The organism is Archaeoglobus sp. UBA230, from assembly GCA_002507545.1.
Taxonomy (GTDB): Archaea; Halobacteriota; Archaeoglobi; order Archaeoglobales; family Archaeoglobaceae; genus Archaeoglobus.
This window is the reverse complement of sequence record DAVR01000049.1, coordinates 1-18,589: the sequence shown is the minus strand read 5'-3', so window position 1 is coordinate 18,589 and position 18,589 is coordinate 1. Positions and strand designations below refer to the sequence as shown.

At 44.6% G+C, this 18,589-nt stretch carries 22 protein-coding genes and 1 pseudogene; 10 read left to right on the top strand and 13 right to left on the bottom strand.

Annotated features, from left to right (window positions below; translation table 11 throughout):
• Window positions 1-54: 54 nt before the first annotated feature.
• The 5 genes from BP688_RS13335 (at window position 55) to BP688_RS13315 (ending at window position 3,956) form a co-directional block, all read left to right on the top strand.
• Window positions 55-276 (top strand): DNA-directed RNA polymerase subunit K, encoded by a 222-nt coding sequence (locus BP688_RS13335; RefSeq protein ID WP_349677343.1) that lies wholly within the window; start codon window positions 55-57, stop codon window positions 274-276.
• 9 nt (window positions 277-285) lie between these two features.
• Complete coding sequence (eno, locus tag BP688_RS13330) at window positions 286-1,485, top strand: phosphopyruvate hydratase (RefSeq protein WP_290597374.1); 1,200 nt, start codon at window positions 286-288, stop codon at window positions 1,483-1,485.
• Window positions 1,482-2,075 (top strand): 30S ribosomal protein S2, encoded by a 594-nt coding sequence (rpsB, locus tag BP688_RS13325; RefSeq protein WP_290597375.1) that lies wholly within the window; start codon window positions 1,482-1,484, stop codon window positions 2,073-2,075. The genes eno and rpsB overlap by 4 nt, the downstream gene beginning before the upstream one ends.
• Before the next feature lie 69 nt (window positions 2,076-2,144).
• A complete protein-coding gene (locus tag BP688_RS13320; RefSeq protein ID WP_290597376.1) occupies window positions 2,145-3,527 on the top strand; it encodes a serine aminopeptidase domain-containing protein in 1,383 nt (460 codons plus the stop codon).
• 45 nt (window positions 3,528-3,572) lie between these two features.
• Window positions 3,573-3,956, top strand: coding sequence for a hypothetical protein (locus BP688_RS13315; RefSeq protein ID WP_290597377.1), 384 nt, complete (start codon window positions 3,573-3,575; stop codon window positions 3,954-3,956).
• Here BP688_RS13315 and BP688_RS13310 read toward each other — a convergent pair.
• The 7 genes from BP688_RS13310 to nadA all read right to left on the bottom strand — a co-directional run bounded on the left by BP688_RS13310 (window position 3,953) and on the right by nadA (window position 9,982).
• Window positions 3,953-4,447 (bottom strand): C-GCAxxG-C-C family protein, encoded by a 495-nt coding sequence (locus BP688_RS13310; RefSeq protein ID WP_290597378.1) that lies wholly within the window; start codon window positions 4,445-4,447, stop codon window positions 3,953-3,955. The two genes, BP688_RS13315 and BP688_RS13310, sit on opposite strands and share 4 nt — an antisense overlap.
• Before the next feature lie 53 nt (window positions 4,448-4,500).
• Complete coding sequence (locus tag BP688_RS13305; protein WP_290597379.1) at window positions 4,501-5,400, bottom strand: CBS domain-containing protein; 900 nt, start codon at window positions 5,398-5,400, stop codon at window positions 4,501-4,503.
• Between the two features lie 115 nt (window positions 5,401-5,515).
• The gene (gene cobB / locus BP688_RS13300; protein ID WP_290597380.1) at window positions 5,516-6,271 is read right to left on the bottom strand and encodes an NAD-dependent protein deacetylase; all 756 of its coding nucleotides are present in this window, start codon (window positions 6,269-6,271) and stop codon (window positions 5,516-5,518) included.
• A 32-nt stretch (window positions 6,272-6,303) separates the two neighbouring features.
• Window positions 6,304-7,374: a formate--phosphoribosylaminoimidazolecarboxamide ligase gene (locus BP688_RS13295; protein ID WP_290623814.1), complete on the bottom strand. Its 1,071-nt coding sequence runs from the start codon at window positions 7,372-7,374 to the stop codon at window positions 6,304-6,306.
• A 111-nt stretch (window positions 7,375-7,485) separates the two neighbouring features.
• The gene (gene nadC, locus BP688_RS13290) at window positions 7,486-8,319 is read right to left on the bottom strand and encodes a carboxylating nicotinate-nucleotide diphosphorylase (protein WP_290597382.1); all 834 of its coding nucleotides are present in this window, start codon (window positions 8,317-8,319) and stop codon (window positions 7,486-7,488) included.
• Window positions 8,316-9,068: an aspartate dehydrogenase gene (gene nadX / locus BP688_RS13285; protein WP_290623812.1), complete on the bottom strand. Its 753-nt coding sequence runs from the start codon at window positions 9,066-9,068 to the stop codon at window positions 8,316-8,318. The genes nadC and nadX overlap by 4 nt, the downstream gene beginning before the upstream one ends.
• Window positions 9,065-9,982, bottom strand: a complete 918-nt coding sequence (nadA, locus tag BP688_RS13280; RefSeq protein WP_290597384.1) for a quinolinate synthase NadA — start codon at window positions 9,980-9,982, stop codon at window positions 9,065-9,067. Before nadA ends, nadX begins: the two co-directional genes overlap by 4 nt.
• Before the next feature lie 88 nt (window positions 9,983-10,070).
• Here nadA and BP688_RS13275 point away from each other — a divergent pair, with 88 nt between their 5' ends.
• The 3 genes from BP688_RS13275 to BP688_RS13265 are packed head-to-tail and all read left to right on the top strand — an operon-like array spanning window position 10,071 to window position 11,783.
• Entirely contained in the window at window positions 10,071-10,340 is a 270-nt protein-coding gene (locus tag BP688_RS13275; RefSeq protein ID WP_290597385.1) for a winged helix-turn-helix domain-containing protein, read from the top strand.
• Window positions 10,327-11,100 carry a carbon-nitrogen family hydrolase gene (locus tag BP688_RS13270; protein ID WP_290623810.1) on the top strand — a complete coding sequence of 258 codons (774 nt, stop codon included), beginning with the start codon at window positions 10,327-10,329 and terminating at the stop codon, window positions 11,098-11,100. The genes BP688_RS13275 and BP688_RS13270 overlap by 14 nt, the downstream gene beginning before the upstream one ends.
• A complete protein-coding gene (locus BP688_RS13265) occupies window positions 11,097-11,783 on the top strand; it encodes a uroporphyrinogen-III synthase (protein WP_290597387.1) in 687 nt (228 codons plus the stop codon). The genes BP688_RS13270 and BP688_RS13265 overlap by 4 nt, the downstream gene beginning before the upstream one ends.
• Here BP688_RS13265 and BP688_RS13260 read toward each other — a convergent pair.
• From BP688_RS13260 to BP688_RS13250, 3 genes are read right to left on the bottom strand one after another with little or no spacing between them, the layout of a single operon-like run.
• A complete protein-coding gene (locus tag BP688_RS13260; protein WP_290597388.1) occupies window positions 11,763-12,707 on the bottom strand; it encodes a radical SAM protein in 945 nt (314 codons plus the stop codon). The two genes, BP688_RS13265 and BP688_RS13260, sit on opposite strands and share 21 nt — an antisense overlap.
• Entirely contained in the window at window positions 12,704-13,048 is a 345-nt protein-coding gene (locus tag BP688_RS13255; protein ID WP_290597389.1) for a hypothetical protein, read from the bottom strand. The genes BP688_RS13260 and BP688_RS13255 overlap by 4 nt, the downstream gene beginning before the upstream one ends.
• Before the next feature lie 39 nt (window positions 13,049-13,087).
• The gene (locus tag BP688_RS13250) at window positions 13,088-14,851 is read right to left on the bottom strand and encodes a ribosome biogenesis/translation initiation ATPase RLI (protein WP_290623808.1); all 1,764 of its coding nucleotides are present in this window, start codon (window positions 14,849-14,851) and stop codon (window positions 13,088-13,090) included.
• Window positions 14,852-14,947: 96 nt separating this feature from the next.
• Between BP688_RS13250 and BP688_RS13245 the strand changes: the two genes are divergently transcribed.
• The gene (locus BP688_RS13245) at window positions 14,948-15,622 is read left to right on the top strand and encodes a phosphoglycolate phosphatase (protein WP_290597391.1); all 675 of its coding nucleotides are present in this window, start codon (window positions 14,948-14,950) and stop codon (window positions 15,620-15,622) included.
• Here BP688_RS13245 and BP688_RS13240 read toward each other — a convergent pair.
• The gene (locus BP688_RS13240) at window positions 15,555-16,049 is read right to left on the bottom strand and encodes a YkgJ family cysteine cluster protein (protein WP_290597392.1); all 495 of its coding nucleotides are present in this window, start codon (window positions 16,047-16,049) and stop codon (window positions 15,555-15,557) included. The two genes, BP688_RS13245 and BP688_RS13240, sit on opposite strands and share 68 nt — an antisense overlap.
• A gap of 108 nt (window positions 16,050-16,157) precedes the next feature.
• Between BP688_RS13240 and BP688_RS13235 the strand changes: the two genes are divergently transcribed.
• Window positions 16,158-16,700 carry an HDIG domain-containing metalloprotein gene (locus BP688_RS13235; protein ID WP_290597393.1) on the top strand — a complete coding sequence of 181 codons (543 nt, stop codon included), beginning with the start codon at window positions 16,158-16,160 and terminating at the stop codon, window positions 16,698-16,700.
• Between the two features lie 6 nt (window positions 16,701-16,706).
• On the opposite strand, the gene BP688_RS13230 is transcribed toward BP688_RS13235, so the two are convergent.
• Both BP688_RS13230 and BP688_RS13225 read right to left on the bottom strand, forming a co-directional pair.
• On the bottom strand, window positions 16,707-17,867 hold the full coding sequence (locus BP688_RS13230; protein ID WP_290624698.1) for a hypothetical protein: 1,161 nt from the start codon (window positions 17,865-17,867) through the stop codon (window positions 16,707-16,709).
• 161 nt (window positions 17,868-18,028) lie between these two features.
• Window positions 18,029-18,589, bottom strand: a pseudogene (locus BP688_RS13225) (hypothetical protein); the annotation flags it as partial.

The window sequence follows — 18,589 nt, the reverse complement described above, 5'->3', positions numbered from 1 at the left end:
GTGACCCGAGTTCAAATCTCGGCGGCCCCATTCCCGCCTTGAGGGGTGATAGCTATTAAGGTGAAATTCCCGTTCGAGTATACGAGATTTGAGAAGGCAAGAATTATAGGCGCGAGGGCGTTACAGATTGCAATGGGAGCTCCAGTTTTAATCGAGACCGATAAGGTTGACCCGCTTGATATCGCAATGGAAGAATTTAAGCGGGGTGTTATCCCAATCACAGTCAGGAGGAGGAGAAATGAGTTTGTTTGGCTCGAAAGATACGATCTTTTCTGAGGTGGTAGTTTGATAATAGAGGACGTTCATTACAGAATCGTTTTCGACAGCAGGGGGAACGAGACCGTAGAATGTGAAATTGTAGCGGGAGATGTTGTAGCGAGGGCAATTGCGCCAAGCGGAGCATCAACCGGCAGCGAGGAGGCAGTCGTTGTTAACCCTTATAAATGGGAAGAGATCGAAGAGGAGATTTCGAAGGCTCTTATAGGCTTGAGCATTTTTGATCAAGAAAGTGTGGACGAAGCTCTCAGAGAGGTTGACGGTACTGAAAACTTTTCAAAGATTGGTGGAAATTTTGCGATTACTGCGAGCACAGCAACAGCCAAAGCAGCTGCTGAAATCCTTGGAATGCCACTTTACGCCTACATCGGTGGAGCTTTTGCCAAAGAGCTGCCTTATCCTTTGGGAAACGTAATCGGTGGAGGGAGACATGCAGAAGGTTCGACGAATATTCAAGAGTTTCTGGTTATCCCTGTCGGTGCGAAGACCTTTTTTGACGCCCAGAGGGCAAACACTGCTGTTCATAAGGCGCTGAAAAGAGAGTTCAAGAATAGAGGCATTTTTGCCGCTAAAGGTGATGAGGGAGCTTGGGCTGCACAGATAAGTGACGAACAGGCTTTTGAGATACTTAGTTCAGCCATACAGAACGTTAAGGATGATCTGGGCATTGAGATTAGGATTGGTATTGATGTCGCTGCCACCGAGTTATGGGACGGAGAAAGATATGTCTACAGAGATAGAAAACTTACACCAGAAGAGCAGATAGCCTATATGGCTGAACTTGCTGATAGATACAACCTACTCTACATCGAAGACCCTCTGCACGAAAACGACTTCGAGGGATTTGCAGAGCTGACGAAACAGGTTAAGTGCATGGTCTGCGGAGATGACATTTTCGTTACGAACCCAAAAAGGATTGCGAAGGGCATTGAGATTGGTGCAGCAAATACAGTTTTAATCAAACCTAATCAGAATGGAACACTGACAGGAACTGCCAATGCGGTCAAAATGTCAAAAGATAATGGATACAAGATCGTTGTCAGTCACAGGAGCGGAGAAACGGAAGATGAATGCTTAGCTCATCTTGCAGTTGCCTTTAACGCAAAGTTAATAAAGACTGGTGTGGTTGGAGGGGAGAGAATTTCAAAACTCAACGAACTCATCAGAATTGAAGAACTGATGGATAAACCAAGAATGGTGGTAATATGATGGAAAAAGAATACGAGTACTTAGTACCTCCAGACGACTATCTCGCAGCGGGAGTGCACATAGGGACGCAGATTAAAACAGGAGACATGAGGCGGTTTATTTTCAAGGTAAGGCAGGATGGACTCTACGTCCTTGACATCAGGAAACTTGATGAAAGAATAAGGGTCGCTGCCAAGTTTCTCTCAAGGTATGAACCTTCGAAAATTCTGCTCGTAGCTGCAAGGCAGTATGCTTACAAGCCAATCCAGATGTTCTCGAAAGTCGTAGGGAGCGATTACATAACCGGGCGCTTCATTCCCGGCACGCTGACGAATCCGATGCTCAAGGAATACAGGGAGCCTGACGTTGTCTTCGTAAACGATCCGGCTATAGACAAACAGGCTGTGAGTGAGGCGACGGTTGTTGGAATTCCGGTTGTGGCGCTCTGTGATACCAACAACTCATGTGCTGACATAGACCTTGTCATTCCGACAAACAACAAAGGAAGGAGAGCACTGGCAATCGTTTACTGGCTCCTTGCAAGAGAGATTGTGAAAATTAGAGGACAGGACTTCACTTACACTGTCGAGGACTTTGAGGCAGAACTCTGATTTTTGTTACGATAATTATTATCATTAATTTTTCGAAAATTTTATAATTTTAGGTGTTATTCGTGATTTATGAAGAAAAATGCAGCCTTTGTAGTATTATGCCTTGCTATTGCCTTAGTGATGTCCAGCGCTGCAGCGTTTGAGTATCTTGGAGATGTCTACACTGCCAAAACCGATGATGGCGTTACGATAAAACTCCTGAGATACCACCCTCCAGGAGAGAGTATCAATGATGGAGCACAACCGGTGGTACTTTTTTCCGGACTCCTGTGCAACATGAACGAGTATCTTACGCACACACCACCAGAACTGAAAGAGTTATACAACGTGGAACTTCCGTCTGATTTGGCTGAATGGGCTAAAGGAGATGAGAGGATACAGCAAGACCCTATGCTCTACTACAGTCTCGCATACTACCTGTGGAAGCAGGGATATGACGTGTGGCTTGTAAACTACAGGGGGACAGGTAGTGAGGAGATGAAAAGTCAGGTTGGATCAGCAAAAACGAGCCTCGATACATGGGCATTGTATGATGCAAGGGCTGCTATAAGGAAGGTTTACGAAGTAACAGGGAAGCATCCGGTTATTGGAGGGCACAGCACGGGAGGGCTTGTAAGCTACGTGTATTTACAAGGGGCAAAATTTAAGTGGACTTACCACTGTCTCTTCGGTGAACCCTGGTGCAGAAAGGTTGTTTCGGATGATTCTCTTGTTAGAGAAAGAAATGGAGAGACCGAGGGAGCAGAGACGGTTATTGGTGTTATAGCTCTCGATCCCGCAATGATACCACCTCTACCCAAAATTACAGACATGAAGCTCACGTGGTTGCTGCTCGACACACCGCTTTACATTGATATCAGAGGAATTGTCGAAGATATTGCTAAGAGCGACAAGTTGTGGTACAAGACTGTGCTGACTGTGGACAGGGTTTTTGAGTTAATTTTCAAGATGAACGAAAAATATGGAGAATACAGTGAGATCATCAGAGACCTCACCTTTACGAATCCGAACGATCTCAATCCTGCCTTAGAAGACTTTATGGCAAGATACATCGTTGATAGTCTATACACACCAACCCTCGCTCAATACAATGACTTTGGAACTCACAAGACGGCAAGAGAATATTTCGAGAACGGAGGTAGATGGTATCTCATCGAGCCACCAACTCCGAAACCGGGGCGGGATGGATATTATTACTACATCCACAACATGAAAAAAGTTAAGGTACCGTTCATAACCCTGCTCTCAGAATACGATGGTCTTGTAGAGGCGGATCAGATAATCAGAGACTTGATGGAGGCAAAGACTCCGCATCAGTACGACGAGTACTACATAATACAGGGAACAGCCCACGTGGACTTACCATTTGGACTAAAAGCTCCAACCGAAATATTCCCGAAGATAGGAGCTTGGCTTGAGAAGGTGAGGATTTACGGGGTAACCCCCCACTAATCTTTTTCAAGTTAAACTTTTTAATTTTGCAAAAACCTTAGTAGTATGGGTCTGTTCGATAAAATAAAAAGGGGAATTGAAAGCATTGCTGCACACGCAAAGATGGATGACTTTCTGATAGCAGAAATTGATAGAATAATGTCTGAAAGATGGGAGAAAGTTTCGGAAAAGAGACCTACCAGTATTGCTGGAATAAGCTTGGAGGAGGAGGCAGAATACAACTTCACCTACAGAACCCCTTCAGGGATCGTCAAGGTGGAGATGGAGCACGAATTCCCTTATGTCGAAATCGAAATCGTGGCTGGTGGTAGAAAAATCGAAAGAAAGATCAAAGTGGCAGACTTTGTAGAGAAAAAAGGAGCAGAGCTTAAGCTAAGGAATAGAGAAGAACTTGAAAGGCTTGTAAATTTATTAATAGATTCTATTTAATTTTTGTTTTTCAGAATTATCTCCACAGCCATCCTTGCCGTATTCCCAACAACCTTTGAGCAATGATCCATCATTCCGAAAGATAAAGCTTCTTTCATCTCTTCTGGGTCCCATAGGTTGAAGGTTCTGCCCATAAGTTTCATCTGAATGTCGTAACAGCGGCAACTTCCATATTCCTCTACGAACCTATCATGGAGTTGCTTCACAAGGGAATAGGCTTTCATCGGTTTGAAAACGTCTGCAAAATCCTTCCTCTCCCTCGGGAAAAGGTAGCTTATGACCATTGAAGCTCCAACAAGGGCTCCGCAACTGCCGTCACCTGTAAGCCCAAGCCCATCAGCCAAGCCACTTGCAGCTTTAAAAACATCCTCATTCCAGATTCCAAGAGTGTCAAATATCGCAGCTATTACAGTCTGCGCACAACCTGTATACTGCCTCTCATACTTCTGTCCCAGCTCAAAAGCCTTTTCCATGGCATCTTTTACTTCCATAGCCAAGGTAGAATTCCAAACTATTAATTCTTTTCTAAAAAATTGGGGAAAAATCAGACAACTATCTGCTCAGGAGCGAGCCTTGTAAGTATCTTCTGATCCGTGATAACCCCAACCGGTTCTCCTTTGTCGGTCACAAGAAGAATTCTAACTTTCTCGTCCCTCATCAGTCTTATTGCCTCTCTGATCTTTGTATCCTTCTCGACCATTACGAGCTTGGGGCGCATAACTTCCTCGACCTTAGCATCGAGTTTTCCTTCAGCGACTGCCTTTGCAACATGGTCGAGAGTGAAAATGCCAACGAATTTACCGTCTTTTTTCACCGGTGTGCAGTAGATTCCGTTTTCGGCAAGCACTTTTGCGGCATTGATTACTTTGTCTCCAGCATCAGCAGTTATTATCGGAGAGGACATATGTTCTCCAACTGTATCCTTTGGAAGAGCTACGATCTTTTCAATGTCAATAACAATCGTATTTTCGGTATCATCTCTCCCGACAACTTTTCCGTAAACCATCATTTCGTTAACCGGTGTTGGTCCTACCACCACGTTGTCCCCTGGGCTAATCTTCTTGATATCTCCTATCAACCTTATCCTTGCCTGACAGGTTTTTGGATTAGATATGGACGGCAAATCAATTTCCTCGGCAGTAAGCTCTTCCATGACGTTTCCGTTCACAATTACTGGGACCTTTACAGCCTCTTCAGGTCTTGTAACTGAAAGGAGCTCATATGCCTTAGCAGTAGGTCTGTAACCCCCCTTAGGGCCGGGAACGCCCTCAACAAGTCCAAGAGCTCTTAAAGCCTGCATCTGGTTCCTTACGGTTCCGGGGTTTCTGTTGATTAGCTCTGCTATCTCCTCGCCCTTCACCGATCCGCCAGCCTTCTTTTTATACAGCGTTATCAACGCATACAAAATATCTTTCTGTATCTGAGTCAGGTCCAGTTCAACCATCCTGCATCACCTCTTTTTAAATTTAAATATTAGTTAATGGTCGTGATGGATATTTATAATTTTCCAATTCTTGAGGCTGAGATGCTTTGTTTCACAAAATCAAAGCTGAAAAAGTTTAGGTTTGCCGAAATCTCTTTACTTCTTCGACTATTCTTGGAAGAATCTCGCCAGCTTTCCCGTATATTTTCACATCAAAAATGTTGTCGGCAACAGTTGGTTCCGCATTTACCATGATCATTTTTGCCCCCGAGCTTTTTGCCATGTAGGGTAGTTCGGCAGCGGGATAAACCACCAAGCTTGAACCAACGACAATGAAGACATCACACTTCCTCGATTCCTCCATTGCTGTAAGCAGAGTTCGCTGTGGTAGTTGCTCACCGAACAAGACCACTCTGGGCTTAACGTACCAGCTATTACATTTTCTGCACCTAGGTATTACTCCCTTGTTGAAGTCTTCCAAGAACTCACCCCAATCATAAGTTTCTCCGCAATCCAAGCAATCGAGCTTTTCCATGCTGCCGTGCAACTCCAAAACCCTTCTGCTCCCCGCTCTCTGGTGGAGCATGTCAATATTTTGTGTTATGACAGCTTTAACTATACCCATCCTCTCAAGCTCAGCGATGGCGTAATGTGCGGGATTCGGTTCTGCAAAGAGCTTGTCCTTCATTTCCATGGAAAATTCCCAGAAGGCTCTCGGATTCCTCTTGAATCCCCAGATTGAAGCTACCTCTTCAGGATCATATTTCTTCCACAGACCATCCTCTCCCCTGAAGGTTGGAATTCCACTCTCAGCAGAAATACCTGCACCTGTAAAAACAACTGCATGCTTTGCCTTTGCAATAATTTCCGCAGCCCTCCTTATCTCCTCCATACCCTTTTAATCATTACGAAGTTTAAAAATCTTTAGTAGATAAGCTCTGCGAGCATGTCCTTTTCAGCAGCAAGTCTGATCTCCCTTGCTATTCTCCGACCCATGTACATATTCTCGCCGAAAAGAATGTAAGAGTAAGGTGATGCGGGAACGCCCACATTTGTCCCCGCGACAATCCTTGCCGATATCTCGAAGACATACATAGTTGCATTTTCATCAAAAATGGACTCGATACAGAATGCTCCAACCATACCCGGGTATGCAATCTCCTTAGAAACCTCAACTATGTTATTTGCAGCTTCAAATGCCTGAACAAGCAGACTCTCCCTCAAAACAACTGGAAAGTTCCCAATCACAGTGTAGGTTGGATTTATATCCGCCTTAAGCTGCTCCTTTGCCGGCACCTTTCCGAGGGCATCTGCTGTAGATTCGTATCTTCTGTCAACTGCAATAAGCTCTATTCGGCTATAAACCGGCGAATAGAAGAAGGAGAAGTATATGTTCGCACCGAGAATGTACTGCTGTATTTCCGCTTTCTCCACATCTTCGCGGCTTATCAAACCCAATTTTACCATTTTCTCAGATAGCTCATAAAACTCTCTGGCATCTGAAACGATAAAGTAGCCTTTACCACCTTTCGCACCCGGATACTTGACTATGGCCAATCCCTCAATATCTTCCGGACTGTCATACTTCTTCGGCATCTTCACTCCCGATCTTTCCAGCCACTCCCTCTGCTTATCCCTATCAGTCTCCCACAACATTAGCTCGCGATTTCCGAAGAGTGGTAAAAGAAGGTCGTCAAATTTGCCTATGTAGGCGTTAAATGAGCCGTGGGGGATAAGAATTGTGTTCCTATCCCTAAGATTCTCCTGCAGATTTTCATCAAGTAAATCTGCGTAGTTCTCCACAACCAAAAACTCGTCTGCCACGCCAAAGTTCTCGTAGACAGTCCTTTCCCTCTCCCTGCAGATGCATATTGTCCTGAAACCCTCATCCTTTGCTCCTCTAAGTATGTTCAACGCCGAATGGCTTCCTATGGTTCCTATGTGCAGATTTTGTGTGTCGTAATCCTCCAGTATGTCGAGTATCCTCTTTCTCATCAACTCTCGTAATCCACTGAGTATAAATAAGACTCGACCTTGGAGAGACAAACAATTGCATATCCAAAGGAGGTCGTGTTGTGTCAGAATCTTCCAAGAACTGGCACAATATCAGGTTATAATAAGACTTAGGTCCAGAGCTTTAGCCGAGTGTGTAATGTAGCCAGTAGAAATCACATCAACGCCGGTTTTAGCATACTCTTTGACGTTTTCTGGAGTTATTCCACCTGAAACCTCCAGTAAAACCTTCTTTCTAACCCCCTCTTTTTCCAAAAGTGTTATCACCTTCTCTATTTCCCACGGCTTGAAGTTGTCGAGCATGATTACATCAACCCCCTCTTTTGCAGCAATCAAAGCTTCCTCAACACTTCTAACTTCAACTTCAATTTTTTTCGTGAAACTCGCAGACTTCGCCAATCTTATCGCTTTGACCAAATCACCAACAACGGCGATATGATTGTCCTTAACCATAACGCAGTCTCCAAGTCCGAAGCGATGCGCATCTCCTCCCCCGATTTCAACTGCCATTTTTTCGAAAATTCTGAAGCCAGGTGTTGTCTTTCTCGTAGCAGCAATTTTAACATTCGAATTTACATTTCTCGCCTTCTCAACCATTTCTGCTGTTACCGTCGCTATTCCACTCATCCTCATCAGAATGTTAAGAACAGTTCTCTCGAGCATTAGAATATCCTTAGAATTGCCCTTCACCCTCATTACAACGTCACCCTTACTGACTAAGTCACCATCTTTTATGGAACTAAAAACCTCGATTCCAAAGGATTCAAAGGCGATTTTTGCAACCTTTACACCAGCTATGACACCGTCATCTTTCGAGATTATATTGGCTACAACGTTTCTGCCCTCAACACATGTCACGTCTCCGTAATACAAGTCCTCTTCGAGGTATTCCAGAATCTTCTTTTTGATAATGAACTCAGGAATCATCCCACCACGATGTTGCCCTTAATGTTTTCAAGTGTTTTTATCACCGAGAGTGCTGCAAGATAACTCGTTTTAGGGTTGTTTTCCATTTTTCTGTTTCTGACGGCAATTTTGATCTCTCCGAACTTCCCCCTAACTACTATTTCGTGAACATTCTCGCTAACTTCCTCGGCAATCGCCACAACTTTCACCTTGTCGAATCCTGCCACGACACCGAGTGTTGCTGCTACATTCAAGTTTTTAGGGTAAAGTTTTGCAGCTTTTCTGGCATCACCTTCAAAAATAATTCCTTTCCCATCCACACCAAAACTCGATGGGTTTTTTCTTGTTGTCAAAATGACCTCTTCGATATAGCTTGCCACAGCTCTTACTGCATCAACTCCCGCCAAAGCTCCTGAGGGAATAAAGATTCTTCTTCCCAATTCATCGGCTAAAGCTTTTATTTTATCGTAAAAGTCATCCTCAGCTAAAGCTCCAACACTCAGAATGATTAAATCTTTTCCGGACTTCAAAACTCTTTCCGCGTAATTTAAAACTGCTTGCTGTGATGCGGCCTCTACAACCACATCCATGTTGCTCTTCAGAAACTCGTCTATGTCCTTGGCAACGTTTACCTTCAGCTCTTCAGACAATCTCATTGCTCTCTCACGGTTGATATCGAAAATTGAAACAAGCTCAAACCCGCTCTCACCGTTTAGCCACCTCGCTACGAAGCTTCCAACTGAGCCGCACCCTATAATGCCTACTTTCATAGAATTCTCACCATTTTCTTTATAGCTCTCCCAGCCCTCTCCGATACATCTTCGGGTAGTCTAACAACGTTAAATTCAAATTCCAAAGCGTCGAGCAGACTTTCAAGTGTGTTGAGCTTCATGCTTCTGCAGACGACTTCGTGGAGAGGTATGAACGTCTTGTCGGGTATCTCCCTCTTCATCCTATCTATCAGCCCAATCTCAGTGCCGACGATTACTTTGTTATAATCGCATTCTTTCGCAAACTTCAGCATCTGACTCGTTGAACCGACGTAATCCGCTTTTTGCTGCACTTCTGGATCGCATTCCGGATGCACGATTATCACAGCATCTGGATGCTTTTCTCTCATTTCTTCGATGTGTTTTACGTTAAATCGCTTATGAACGCAGCAGAAGCCATCACTGGGCACAGGTATGACTCTTTTACCTGTTTTAGCCTCTGCAAACCACGCAAGGTTTGCATCCGGGCCTAAAAAGACCACATCTGAATCAAGCCTCTCTACGACTTTTACGACATTTGCCGATGTGCAGCATATATCTGCCTCGGCCTTGGCACTGGCATAGCTGTTCACGTATATCACAAATGGAATGGTTTCTTTAGCTTTCGACTCTTTTATGAGTTCGGCGGGAAGTTGGGTGGCCATTGGACATCTGGCATCAACTGATGGAACGATTACCTTCTTATCTGGATTCAGTATTGCTGCCGTTTCTGCCATGAAATCAACTCCACAGAACACGATAACATCTGCTCTCGTCTTAGTAGCTTCTATAGCCAGTTCAAGACTATCTCCAATAAAATCTGCTATCTCTTGTATCTCTGGTATCTGATAGTTGTGAGCAAGAATTACAGCATTTTTCTCTTCTTTAAGTCTTATTATTTCCTCCTGTAGTGTTTTCGAACATGTGTTCGTCATCGAACGTTTGTTCGATATCTGAAATATAACCTTTACTGTAAACAATCCGAAAAAACTAAAATTTTCACCCCCCCATAACTTATCTGAGATGGCAAAGTGGGAGGAATTCAGTGGGAGTATTGAGAAGAGCAGAATATACCACGAAAGGTATCATAAAGCTGTTTCGAACCCTGTAAGAAAGAGCATACTGAAGATGATCGCTGAGGGCAAGAATGAGGAGGAGATAGTTGAAAAGCTTGGAATATCAAAGAAAGAGCTTGAGTACCACCTTCGAATGCTTGAATGGGGGTTCTGTATTGAAAGAACTGAAGAGGGTTGGAAAATAACAAAAGAGGGTGAGATAATTGACTACCTCTGAAAAGATTCGTGTTGCATTGGCTCAGCAGAGAATTCTCCCTGACAGGGAAGTGAACATAATGAAGGGAATGAGTCTGATAAAGAGGGCTCTTCAAGTAAGGGCAGACATGGTTATCCTTCCCGAAGTTTTCAACACTGGATTTTACAAACACAACTACGAAGCTGTTGAACCGCTTGAAGAGGAACTCGACCTCGTACTGAAACTCTCAAAACAGAGGGATATCCTAATAATTGCAGGAGTCGCTGAGAGAGAAGAGGACAATCTGTACAACTCAGCCGTAATAATCTACAGAGGGGAGATCATAGGAAAGTACAGAAAAACTCACCTCTTCCCGCTCACATCCGAGAAAAAACACTTTAAGGCTGGAGACAAAATCGAGGTTTTTGAAACACCGATAGGGGATATAGGGATTCTGATCTGCTATGAACTTCGCTTTCCTGAGCTGTTCCGAAAACTCGTGAAGATGGGTGCGGAGATAATAGCAATTCCTGCCGAATTTCCGAAGGAGAGAATTGAGCACTGGAGGGTGCTGCTGCAGGCGAGAGCAATAGATAACCAGGTGTTTGTCGCTGGTGTAAACTGTGTTGAGGGCGATCTGGACTATGGGGGGCACTCGATGCTCGTTGATCCCATGGGAGCGGTATTGGTCGAGGGAGGAGATTATCAGGAGGTCATGATGAGTGACATCCGACTTGGAGAGGTTTACGAGGTGAGAGAGAAGTATCCGTTCCTCAACGATCTCCGAGAGGAGCTTTTATGAAAATTTTAATTCTTAGACCTGCAGAGCTTCTTGAAAATACTTTAAGAAAGCTAAGAGAGGAGGGTTTCGAGTCTTATGGTTGCCCTTTTGTAAAGCTAACTTACAATGAATTCGAAGTCCCCGAACACGATTTTGCAATAATAACAAGTCAGAACGCGGCTAAGGTTGTAGTTGAAAAGGGTGTGAAGCTTGGCAGAGTTATCGCCATAGGCAAAAAAACAGCCAAAATACTCGAAATGGCTGGAATACATGCGCTAACACCGACAAAATTTGATTCTGAAACCCTTTTTGAAGAATTTTCCGAGATGCTTAAGGGGAAGAGAGTGATAGCTTTACGGAGCAATGCTGGTAGCGATGTGCTGAAAAGTCTTTCTGAAATATCCGACTTCAGGGATGTGGAGGTTTACAGAATTGAAAAATTGCAGGGAAATGAGCAGAAAAGGGAGATTGATAGAGTAAAGGAAGGTTTCTATGATGCAATCGTATTTTCAAGCAGTATGATTGCCCAAAGCTTTCTTGGACTCTGCGATGATGAGTGCCTTGAATCTTTGAGAAAAATAACGCTTGTTGCAATAGGGCCCCCAACGGCAAAGGTTCTTGAAGATTACGGTCTCAAGCCCTTGATCCCGGAAGAATACACATTTGATGGTGTTCTGAAACTGTTAAAATCGATTAAGGCCTAAGAGATGAAGATTTCCCACGTTTACCCTTTTCAAATGCTTTTTTGCGGCTTCATAGCATTTTTTGACCTGCGAAAGGGGTGTGACTGGCAAGTCGTTCAGCCTGTAGTCAGGGTGGAAGACGAGGAGGCTGTAGGGGATTTCCGGATTGAGGGAAGAAATGAATCTCGCGATGTTCTCAACCTCTTTTTCATCAATGTAGTGAGGGACGAGTAATGTCGTTGCCGAGATCACACCAGGATAGTTCTCCGCAATCCTGATGAAGTTCTCTTTCACCCTCTCATTGCTTCTTCCGGTTAACAGAAGATGGAGATTTTCGTTCCATGCTTTCAGGTCGAATTTAACAGTCCCTCCAGACTTCCAGCTTAATTCAGCGGCTTTCAGTGCAAGACTTTTGTTTCCCGCTCCATTCCACTCCCAGCATATCATGATATCCTCCCTTTTCTCCATGGCTTTTCTGCTGAATTTCAAGGCAAAGGGAAGTTGAGGTTCGGGAGAGCCACCAAAGTGACATATGCATCTCACTCTACTACTGACTGCCCCAAGAAGCTCCCCAATTTCAACTTTCCTCGCCCTCTCGATAAACTTGTGGCTCCAGTTCTGACAGAATAAGCAGTCGAAATTGCAGCCGTAGTAGAATACTGCCAGATTAACCCCATAAAGCTCGCTACCTCTGCAGAACCAAGAGTTACAGCAGTTTGTCGGCAGAGGGTCTTCATAGTATGAGAGGTTGCCATAATCGGGTTTTCCACATAGAGGAACTCCAGAGCACTCGTTGCTGCAGAGTTTGCACTTCTTTACAACTCTATCAGAAAAAGGCCGGTGAAGCTCTGCAGCTATCTCAGCAACCTCCTCTTTTCTGGAGCAGTTTGGGCAGACAGGCAAATTCTTGGATGGAGTTTTTTGCCCGCAAATTCTGCACTTCATACAAAAAAGCTGTTACTCTGCTCTTCACATCTCTGGACGGCTATAACCATTGATAGCATATTTTCTGCGATCATTCTGAGCTTTTTCAGGTCTGCGCAAAATATTGAGTAGGTGGAGATTGCCTCGGTGCATGGCAGATCAAATCTCAGCATCGGGCAACCGTTGCAGTCAAAATCCATATACCTCTCACAGAAGGGTGTTATTTGGAGTGCAACTTCTTCTATCTCTCTCAAGGCCATTACTATTGACTCCCATTTCTTAACAGCAGCTTCACTTTCCATCATTCCCTCCTCAACGTCCTTGCTTGCGTCCTCGTAGGTGTACAGTTCTACTTTCCTCATTCCAGTCACCTCTGACGTGAGATATTTAAGAATATTCAGTCACTGAAAATAGTAGTAGTATTCACCAGCAGCCTTCTGCTCCCTATCAAGCCTCGAATCTGGCTTGTTGACTCTCGGCCTCTTCGTTTCCTCATCCCTCCTGAAGGTTATGCCCAGCTTTGACAGAAAAAGGTTCATACCCTCTCTCATGCTCCTCGGTCTCCTCGATATGCCGTGCTTTCCCGGCTCACCCTCGAAAACCATCAACCTGTCACTGATCATGTCAACCAGATAGATGTCGTGATCAACAACCAGAACACTCTTCCCAGTGTTGATGGCAAACCTCCTTATCACCCTCGAAGCTTCGGTTCTCTGCTCAACATCGAGATGGGCTGAGGGTTCGTCGAGAAGGTAGAGGTCAGCATCTCTGAGCAAGCAGGCAACTATGGCAACTCTCTGCAGCTCTCCACCACTCAGATCATCGAGATTTCTGTCCATCAGGTCTTCCAGCATCAGTGGTTTTAGAAATTCTGTCTTGTAATATGAGCTGTCAATCATTGGATTAATCCTCCTCAAGAACATCCCGACCTGCATGTCCACATCAGCCTTGACGTATTGGGGCTTGTAGCTTACCTTAACGTCCAGCTTCACTCTTTTGTCATCATCCTCAATGACGCCCGCCAGAACCTTGACAAAGGTTGATTTACCGGTAGCATTAGAACCCACCACTCCCAGAACCTCACCTTGGTAGATTTCCCCACCCTCGACATCGAGTCTGAATCCCTCAAAGGACTTCGAGAATGGAGGGTATTCGACAAGAACCTTATCACTCTCGCCCTCTCTCGGCTGGAAGACCTCGAACTCTATAGGTTTATCCCTTATCCTTATGTTCTCCTCTGCAAGGTAACCCCTCAGATACTGGTTTATCCCAACCCTTGCACCCTTTGCGCTGGTAACAACGCCGAAAACACCCGGAGTGCCGTAGGTGATGTGCACGAAGTCTGCGAGCATGTCCAGAATCGCCAGATCGTGCTCCACTATCATCACTGTCCTCTCCTTTGCAAGCTCCCTGATCACCCCCGCGACAGCAGTCCTCTGATAAATATCAAGATAGCTCGTCACCTCATCAAAAAAGTAGAAATCCGCTTCCCTGAGGATGCATGCAGCTATAGCCAGTCTCTGCAGCTCTCCACCACTAAGGTCCTTAACCTCTCTCTTTACTGCCTCATTGAGTTTGAGTTTTTCAATCACTTCATCAATTAAACCCCTTTCATCAACCCTCTCAAGTAACTCCCTCCCCTTACCCCTGTAAACCTTCGGAATGGCTTCTATATACTGTGGCTTCTGGCTGACCCTAATTTTTCCATCCTTAAGTCCCTTCAGGTAGTCCAACAACTCTGTTCCTGCAAATCGCTCAAATATTTCCTCCCAGCTCGCCTCTTCCCTGCCAAGATTTGGTTTGAGCTGTCCTGAAAGAATTTTAATCGCGGTACTTTTACCCGTTCCATTTGGGCCGAGAATGCCGACAACGTATCCCTTTCTTGGGATGGGCAGGTTGTAGAGCACGAACCCATTTTTGCCGTATCTATGAACCTCTCTGCCCTCCAGCTCTTCGGGCAATCCCACAATCCACAGAGCATGCATGGGACACTTTTTGACGCAGATACCACAACCCACGCACAGATTTTCAGATATTATCGCCTTATCGTTTATGACCACAGTCTCATCTCCAGTCCTGACACGGGGACAGTACTTCACACACTCATGTCCGCACTTTTTCGGCTGGCAGCGATCCCTGTCAACTACTGCAATTCTGAGCGGCATTGGATTTTGCTAAGCAATTTGCTATTTAAGCTTTGGGCGTTTATTCCCACCAGAAAATTTGAAAACAGTTTTTAACCTCTCTGCTAACCAGATACCATGTTCAAACTTGAAGCGATTGCCGTTGATATCGATGGTACTCTGACCGACAGAAGGAGAGCTTTGAACTGCAGAGCCGTTGATGCACTCAGGAAGGTGAGGGTTCCAGTGATTCTCGCTACCGGTAACATTTCCTGCTTTGCAAGGGCTGCAGCAAAGCTGATTGGCGTTTCTGACGTTGTGATCTGCGAGAATGGTGGTGTCGTGAGATTCGAGTATGACGGAGATGACATTGTGCTTGGGGATAAGGAAAAATGCGTGAGGGCTCTTGAAATACTCGAAAGACATTTTGATCTGGAACTGCTTGACTTTGAATACAGGAAATCGGAAATTTGTCTGCGAAGAAATTTTGACATTGAAAGAGCAAGGAAGCTTATTGATGGGTTAGGGGTTAAGATAATAGACTCGGGCTTTGCCTATCACATCACGGATGCTGATGTTAGTAAGGGAAAGGCTCTTGTTTACGTTGCTGAGAAGCTCGGAATAAAGCCAGATAGCTTTGCAGTTATTGGAGATTCAGAGAATGATGTGGATATGTTCAGAGTTGCCGGATTCGGAATTGCCGTGGCGAACGCTGATGAGAGGTTAAAAGAATTTGCAGACCTCGTCACACCATCGCCAAATGGTAATGGGGTCGTAGAAGCTTTGCAGTTTCTGGGTTTAATTGAGCAGTGAGGAGTTTAAAGTCATTTTTTCCGGTGAAAATCATCACTGCCTCCTTTGCAAGCTCATAAGCATTTCTTGTAGGTTTTAAATCTGACTTAATGCACAAATTTGGGCAGAAAAGCTCGGCGTAAACAAAGTAGGTCTCATTGTTAAGCTCGAAGGCAGCGCTCTCCTCTCCCCTCCTCCTCACGATAAAAGGAAAGGTCTTGCAGGCAATTGGCTTAAGATTATGCTGTAGCGAGCAGAGATTACCATGCTGGAACGGACATCTTCCGTCAATCTTGCGAATGTAAAACCTTCCTGCCTTCTCCTCAACCAATCCCGTATGTCTGAGTTTCAGATACTCGTAAGCCGTTAACTTTGGTCTGTAAACTCTGCAGCAAACTCCACATGCATCGCAGTGCCAGGAAGCGACGCGCCTCCATGGCACCTGCATGTTTTTTGTTTTGCCAACTCGATTGATGTTTGTTTTGGTCGTTTGTCTTAAAATATCTTCTATCTTTCCCAACAAAAAAGGAAATAAGCAGCTCAATCTATATCCACCATGGAACCCCTTGAATTGCTGAAAAAGTATGTGAGTGACGAGAAGCTGATAAAACACTGTATAGCAACCGCTGCTGTAATGAGGGAACTCGCCAAGGAGCTTGGAGAGGATGAAGAGAAATGGTGGACTGTTGGCATTTTGCATGACATTGATTACGAACAGACTCAGGGAGATATGGAGAAACATGGATTGGTAGGAGCGGAGATTTTGCTGAAGGAAGGGGTTGATGATGAAATTGCCGAAGTTGTCAGAAGGCACAACCACATGCTCTTTGGTGATTACGAGAAGCCAGTTGAGATTGCGTTGCAGGCAGCCGACAGTGTTTCGGGGCTGGTTATAGCCTGCGCTCTTGTAAAGAAGGGAAAGATAACCGAAGTAACTCCAAAAACAGTAAAGAAGAAGTTCAAGGAAAAGAGCTTTGCCGCTGGATGTGACAGGGACAGGATTAGAATGATTGAGAGGCTGGACATGCCGTTGGAGAAGCTCTACGAGGTAGCTATAAGAGGTCTGGTGAGTGTTAAAGATGATCTGGGATTGAATTAAAAAATTTTAGCTTTTAATGTATATCTGTGGAGCACTTGTAGCAGCTTCACTTTCAGCCAATCTTACGGTATGGGTTATTCCTGGGTCTGAATACAGTGCCAGACCAAAATAGAACGCTTCAACATTGTCGTACTTGAAGTCAACATCAGTAAACAACCCAATGGATGTTGCAGCCGTTACTGCTTTACTACTTATTTTTCCAACCGTCTTAAGAATGTCAATGAACTTCATGCAGTCTATTGCGAAGTGATCGGTTCCAAAGTTCGATACGCTGAGTTCGTAATATGGATAGGTATATGTTGCTGATGTATATGTTCCCTTGTAGTCCCAATCGTCAATTTCAGGTAGCTGTGCGTTCCACGGCTTGTAGGTGCTTTTAGTAATCGTATTTGGATAGAAATCCTTGACAAAAATGAGCTCCATCGTCAGAATCGGGTCATCATCGAGATAGTAAACCCATTTCTCGTAGCGATATCGCACGTTCATCCAGATATAATAGTCGTCCCCTGTTGTGAAAGATGCTTTTGCACTCCCAGAATCGTATTTCTGGATTATGTTGTATTCAGTAATACTCCACGAACTGATAAATACATTTACACTGAAGCCGACCTTCTTGTTAATTGCATAAAAGTAATCCATAGTCCCCCATGTTGACGAATCAGGCTTCACGTAGCTCAGAACGACGGGCAGCGTGTATTCGTAGGAATCCTCAATCGCCCAGTAGAGATCACCGAGGGGTTGAGGTTGCTCGAATTGTGTACTGAGTTTTGAAATTACCCTCTTCAAACTTTCATCTTCCCTAAACTCTAATTTAACCTCTTTACCCTTCAAATCGTCCCAATCCAGATTGACACCCTTCACATCCACACCTTTCTCGGACATAGCAACAAGCAGTATCAGGGGCTGCGATAACCTTCCGTTTTTACTGTATTCTTTCATCCACGCCGCCTTTGCACTGCCAAGGTATAAGGCTAAGCTCTTTTCCCCTGCAACCTCGTATTTTCCTACCTGTCTAAATCCATCAGGATACAGGGCGAAAGTGTACACCTTAGCCTTGTACGGACTCTCAACAGCTATCACTGCTGTGTTCTCCATCAGGGTCTTTGCATAAACTGCTGTTACAACAACTGCAAGCACGATCAGAACAGCCATCGCTTTACCCAACACTCTCACCGCCCTGAATTCATGTTGTTATGTGACAACACGTGTTTTTATACTTTATTGATTAAGTGCTTTCAACATCCCAGTTCAGCCTAACCTGAAACTTCAATCTACTTGGAAATTTACTTTTGGAGTATCTTTTGAAAAATAATTTTAAAAAATTATACTTAACGTACTTCAAAGTAAACAGCTGGAACGCTCGCAACGGCTACACTTTTAGCCATGCGAACCTCGTGCGTTATTCCCGGGTATGAGTAAAGTGCTAAGTCTATGTCAAATGCTTCAATGTTGTCATACTTAAAATCCACATCTACAAAGAGTCCGATAGCTCCAGCAGCTGTTGCAGCTCTACCGCTTATCTTCCCGGCAAGCACGAGAGCGTCGATGAATTTTAGGCAGTCGATGGCGAAGTGGTCTGTGTTGAGATCGTAAACGTTGAAAAGGTAGTACGCTTTGTCATAGCTCGTTGCCGTGTAGCTCCCCTTAGACTCCCAGCTATCCACCGCTGCTAATCTCGCACTTGCAGGCTTCGTAGTTCCGGCTCTTATGGTTTCCGGATAGAAGTCCTTGACGAAGACATGCTCCATCGTCAGAATCGGGTCATCATCGAGATAGTACACCCACTTCTCATAGCGATATCGCACGTTCATCCAGATGTAGCAGTCATCCCCTTTTGTGAAACTGTAAATATCGCTTCCAGCGTCATTCTTCTGAATTATGTTATACCC

Coding starts and splice junctions, on each gene's coding strand:
- BP688_RS13245 (WP_290597391.1), top strand. CDS start 14,948: ATGTTCAAACTTGAAGCGATTGCCGTTGATATCGATGGTACTCTGACC.
- nadA (WP_290597384.1), bottom strand. CDS start 9,982: ATGACGAACACATGTTCGAAAACACTACAGGAGGAAATAATAAGACTT.
- BP688_RS13235 (WP_290597393.1), top strand. CDS start 16,158: ATGGAACCCCTTGAATTGCTGAAAAAGTATGTGAGTGACGAGAAGCTG.
- BP688_RS13315 (WP_290597377.1), top strand. CDS start 3,573: ATGGGTCTGTTCGATAAAATAAAAAGGGGAATTGAAAGCATTGCTGCA.
- cobB (WP_290597380.1), bottom strand. CDS start 6,271: ATGGAGGAGATAAGGAGGGCTGCGGAAATTATTGCAAAGGCAAAGCAT.
- BP688_RS13240 (WP_290597392.1), bottom strand. CDS start 16,049: ATGCAGGTGCCATGGAGGCGCGTCGCTTCCTGGCACTGCGATGCATGT.
- nadX (WP_290623812.1), bottom strand. CDS start 9,068: ATGAAAGTAGGCATTATAGGGTGCGGCTCAGTTGGAAGCTTCGTAGCG.
- BP688_RS13250 (WP_290623808.1), bottom strand. CDS start 14,851: ATGCCGCTCAGAATTGCAGTAGTTGACAGGGATCGCTGCCAGCCGAAA.
- BP688_RS13295 (WP_290623814.1), bottom strand. CDS start 7,374: ATGAGAAAGAGGATACTCGACATACTGGAGGATTACGACACACAAAAT.
- BP688_RS13310 (WP_290597378.1), bottom strand. CDS start 4,447: ATGGAAGTAAAAGATGCCATGGAAAAGGCTTTTGAGCTGGGACAGAAG.
- BP688_RS13265 (WP_290597387.1), top strand. CDS start 11,097: ATGAAAATTTTAATTCTTAGACCTGCAGAGCTTCTTGAAAATACTTTA.
- nadC (WP_290597382.1), bottom strand. CDS start 8,319: ATGATTCCTGAGTTCATTATCAAAAAGAAGATTCTGGAATACCTCGAA.
- BP688_RS13305 (WP_290597379.1), bottom strand. CDS start 5,400: ATGGTTGAACTGGACCTGACTCAGATACAGAAAGATATTTTGTATGCG.
- BP688_RS13320 (WP_290597376.1), top strand. CDS start 2,145: ATGAAGAAAAATGCAGCCTTTGTAGTATTATGCCTTGCTATTGCCTTA.
- BP688_RS13260 (WP_290597388.1), bottom strand. CDS start 12,707: ATGAAGTGCAGAATTTGCGGGCAAAAAACTCCATCCAAGAATTTGCCT.
- BP688_RS13275 (WP_290597385.1), top strand. CDS start 10,071: ATGGCAAAGTGGGAGGAATTCAGTGGGAGTATTGAGAAGAGCAGAATA.
- rpsB (WP_290597375.1), top strand. CDS start 1,482: ATGATGGAAAAAGAATACGAGTACTTAGTACCTCCAGACGACTATCTC.
- BP688_RS13255 (WP_290597389.1), bottom strand. CDS start 13,048: ATGAGGAAAGTAGAACTGTACACCTACGAGGACGCAAGCAAGGACGTT.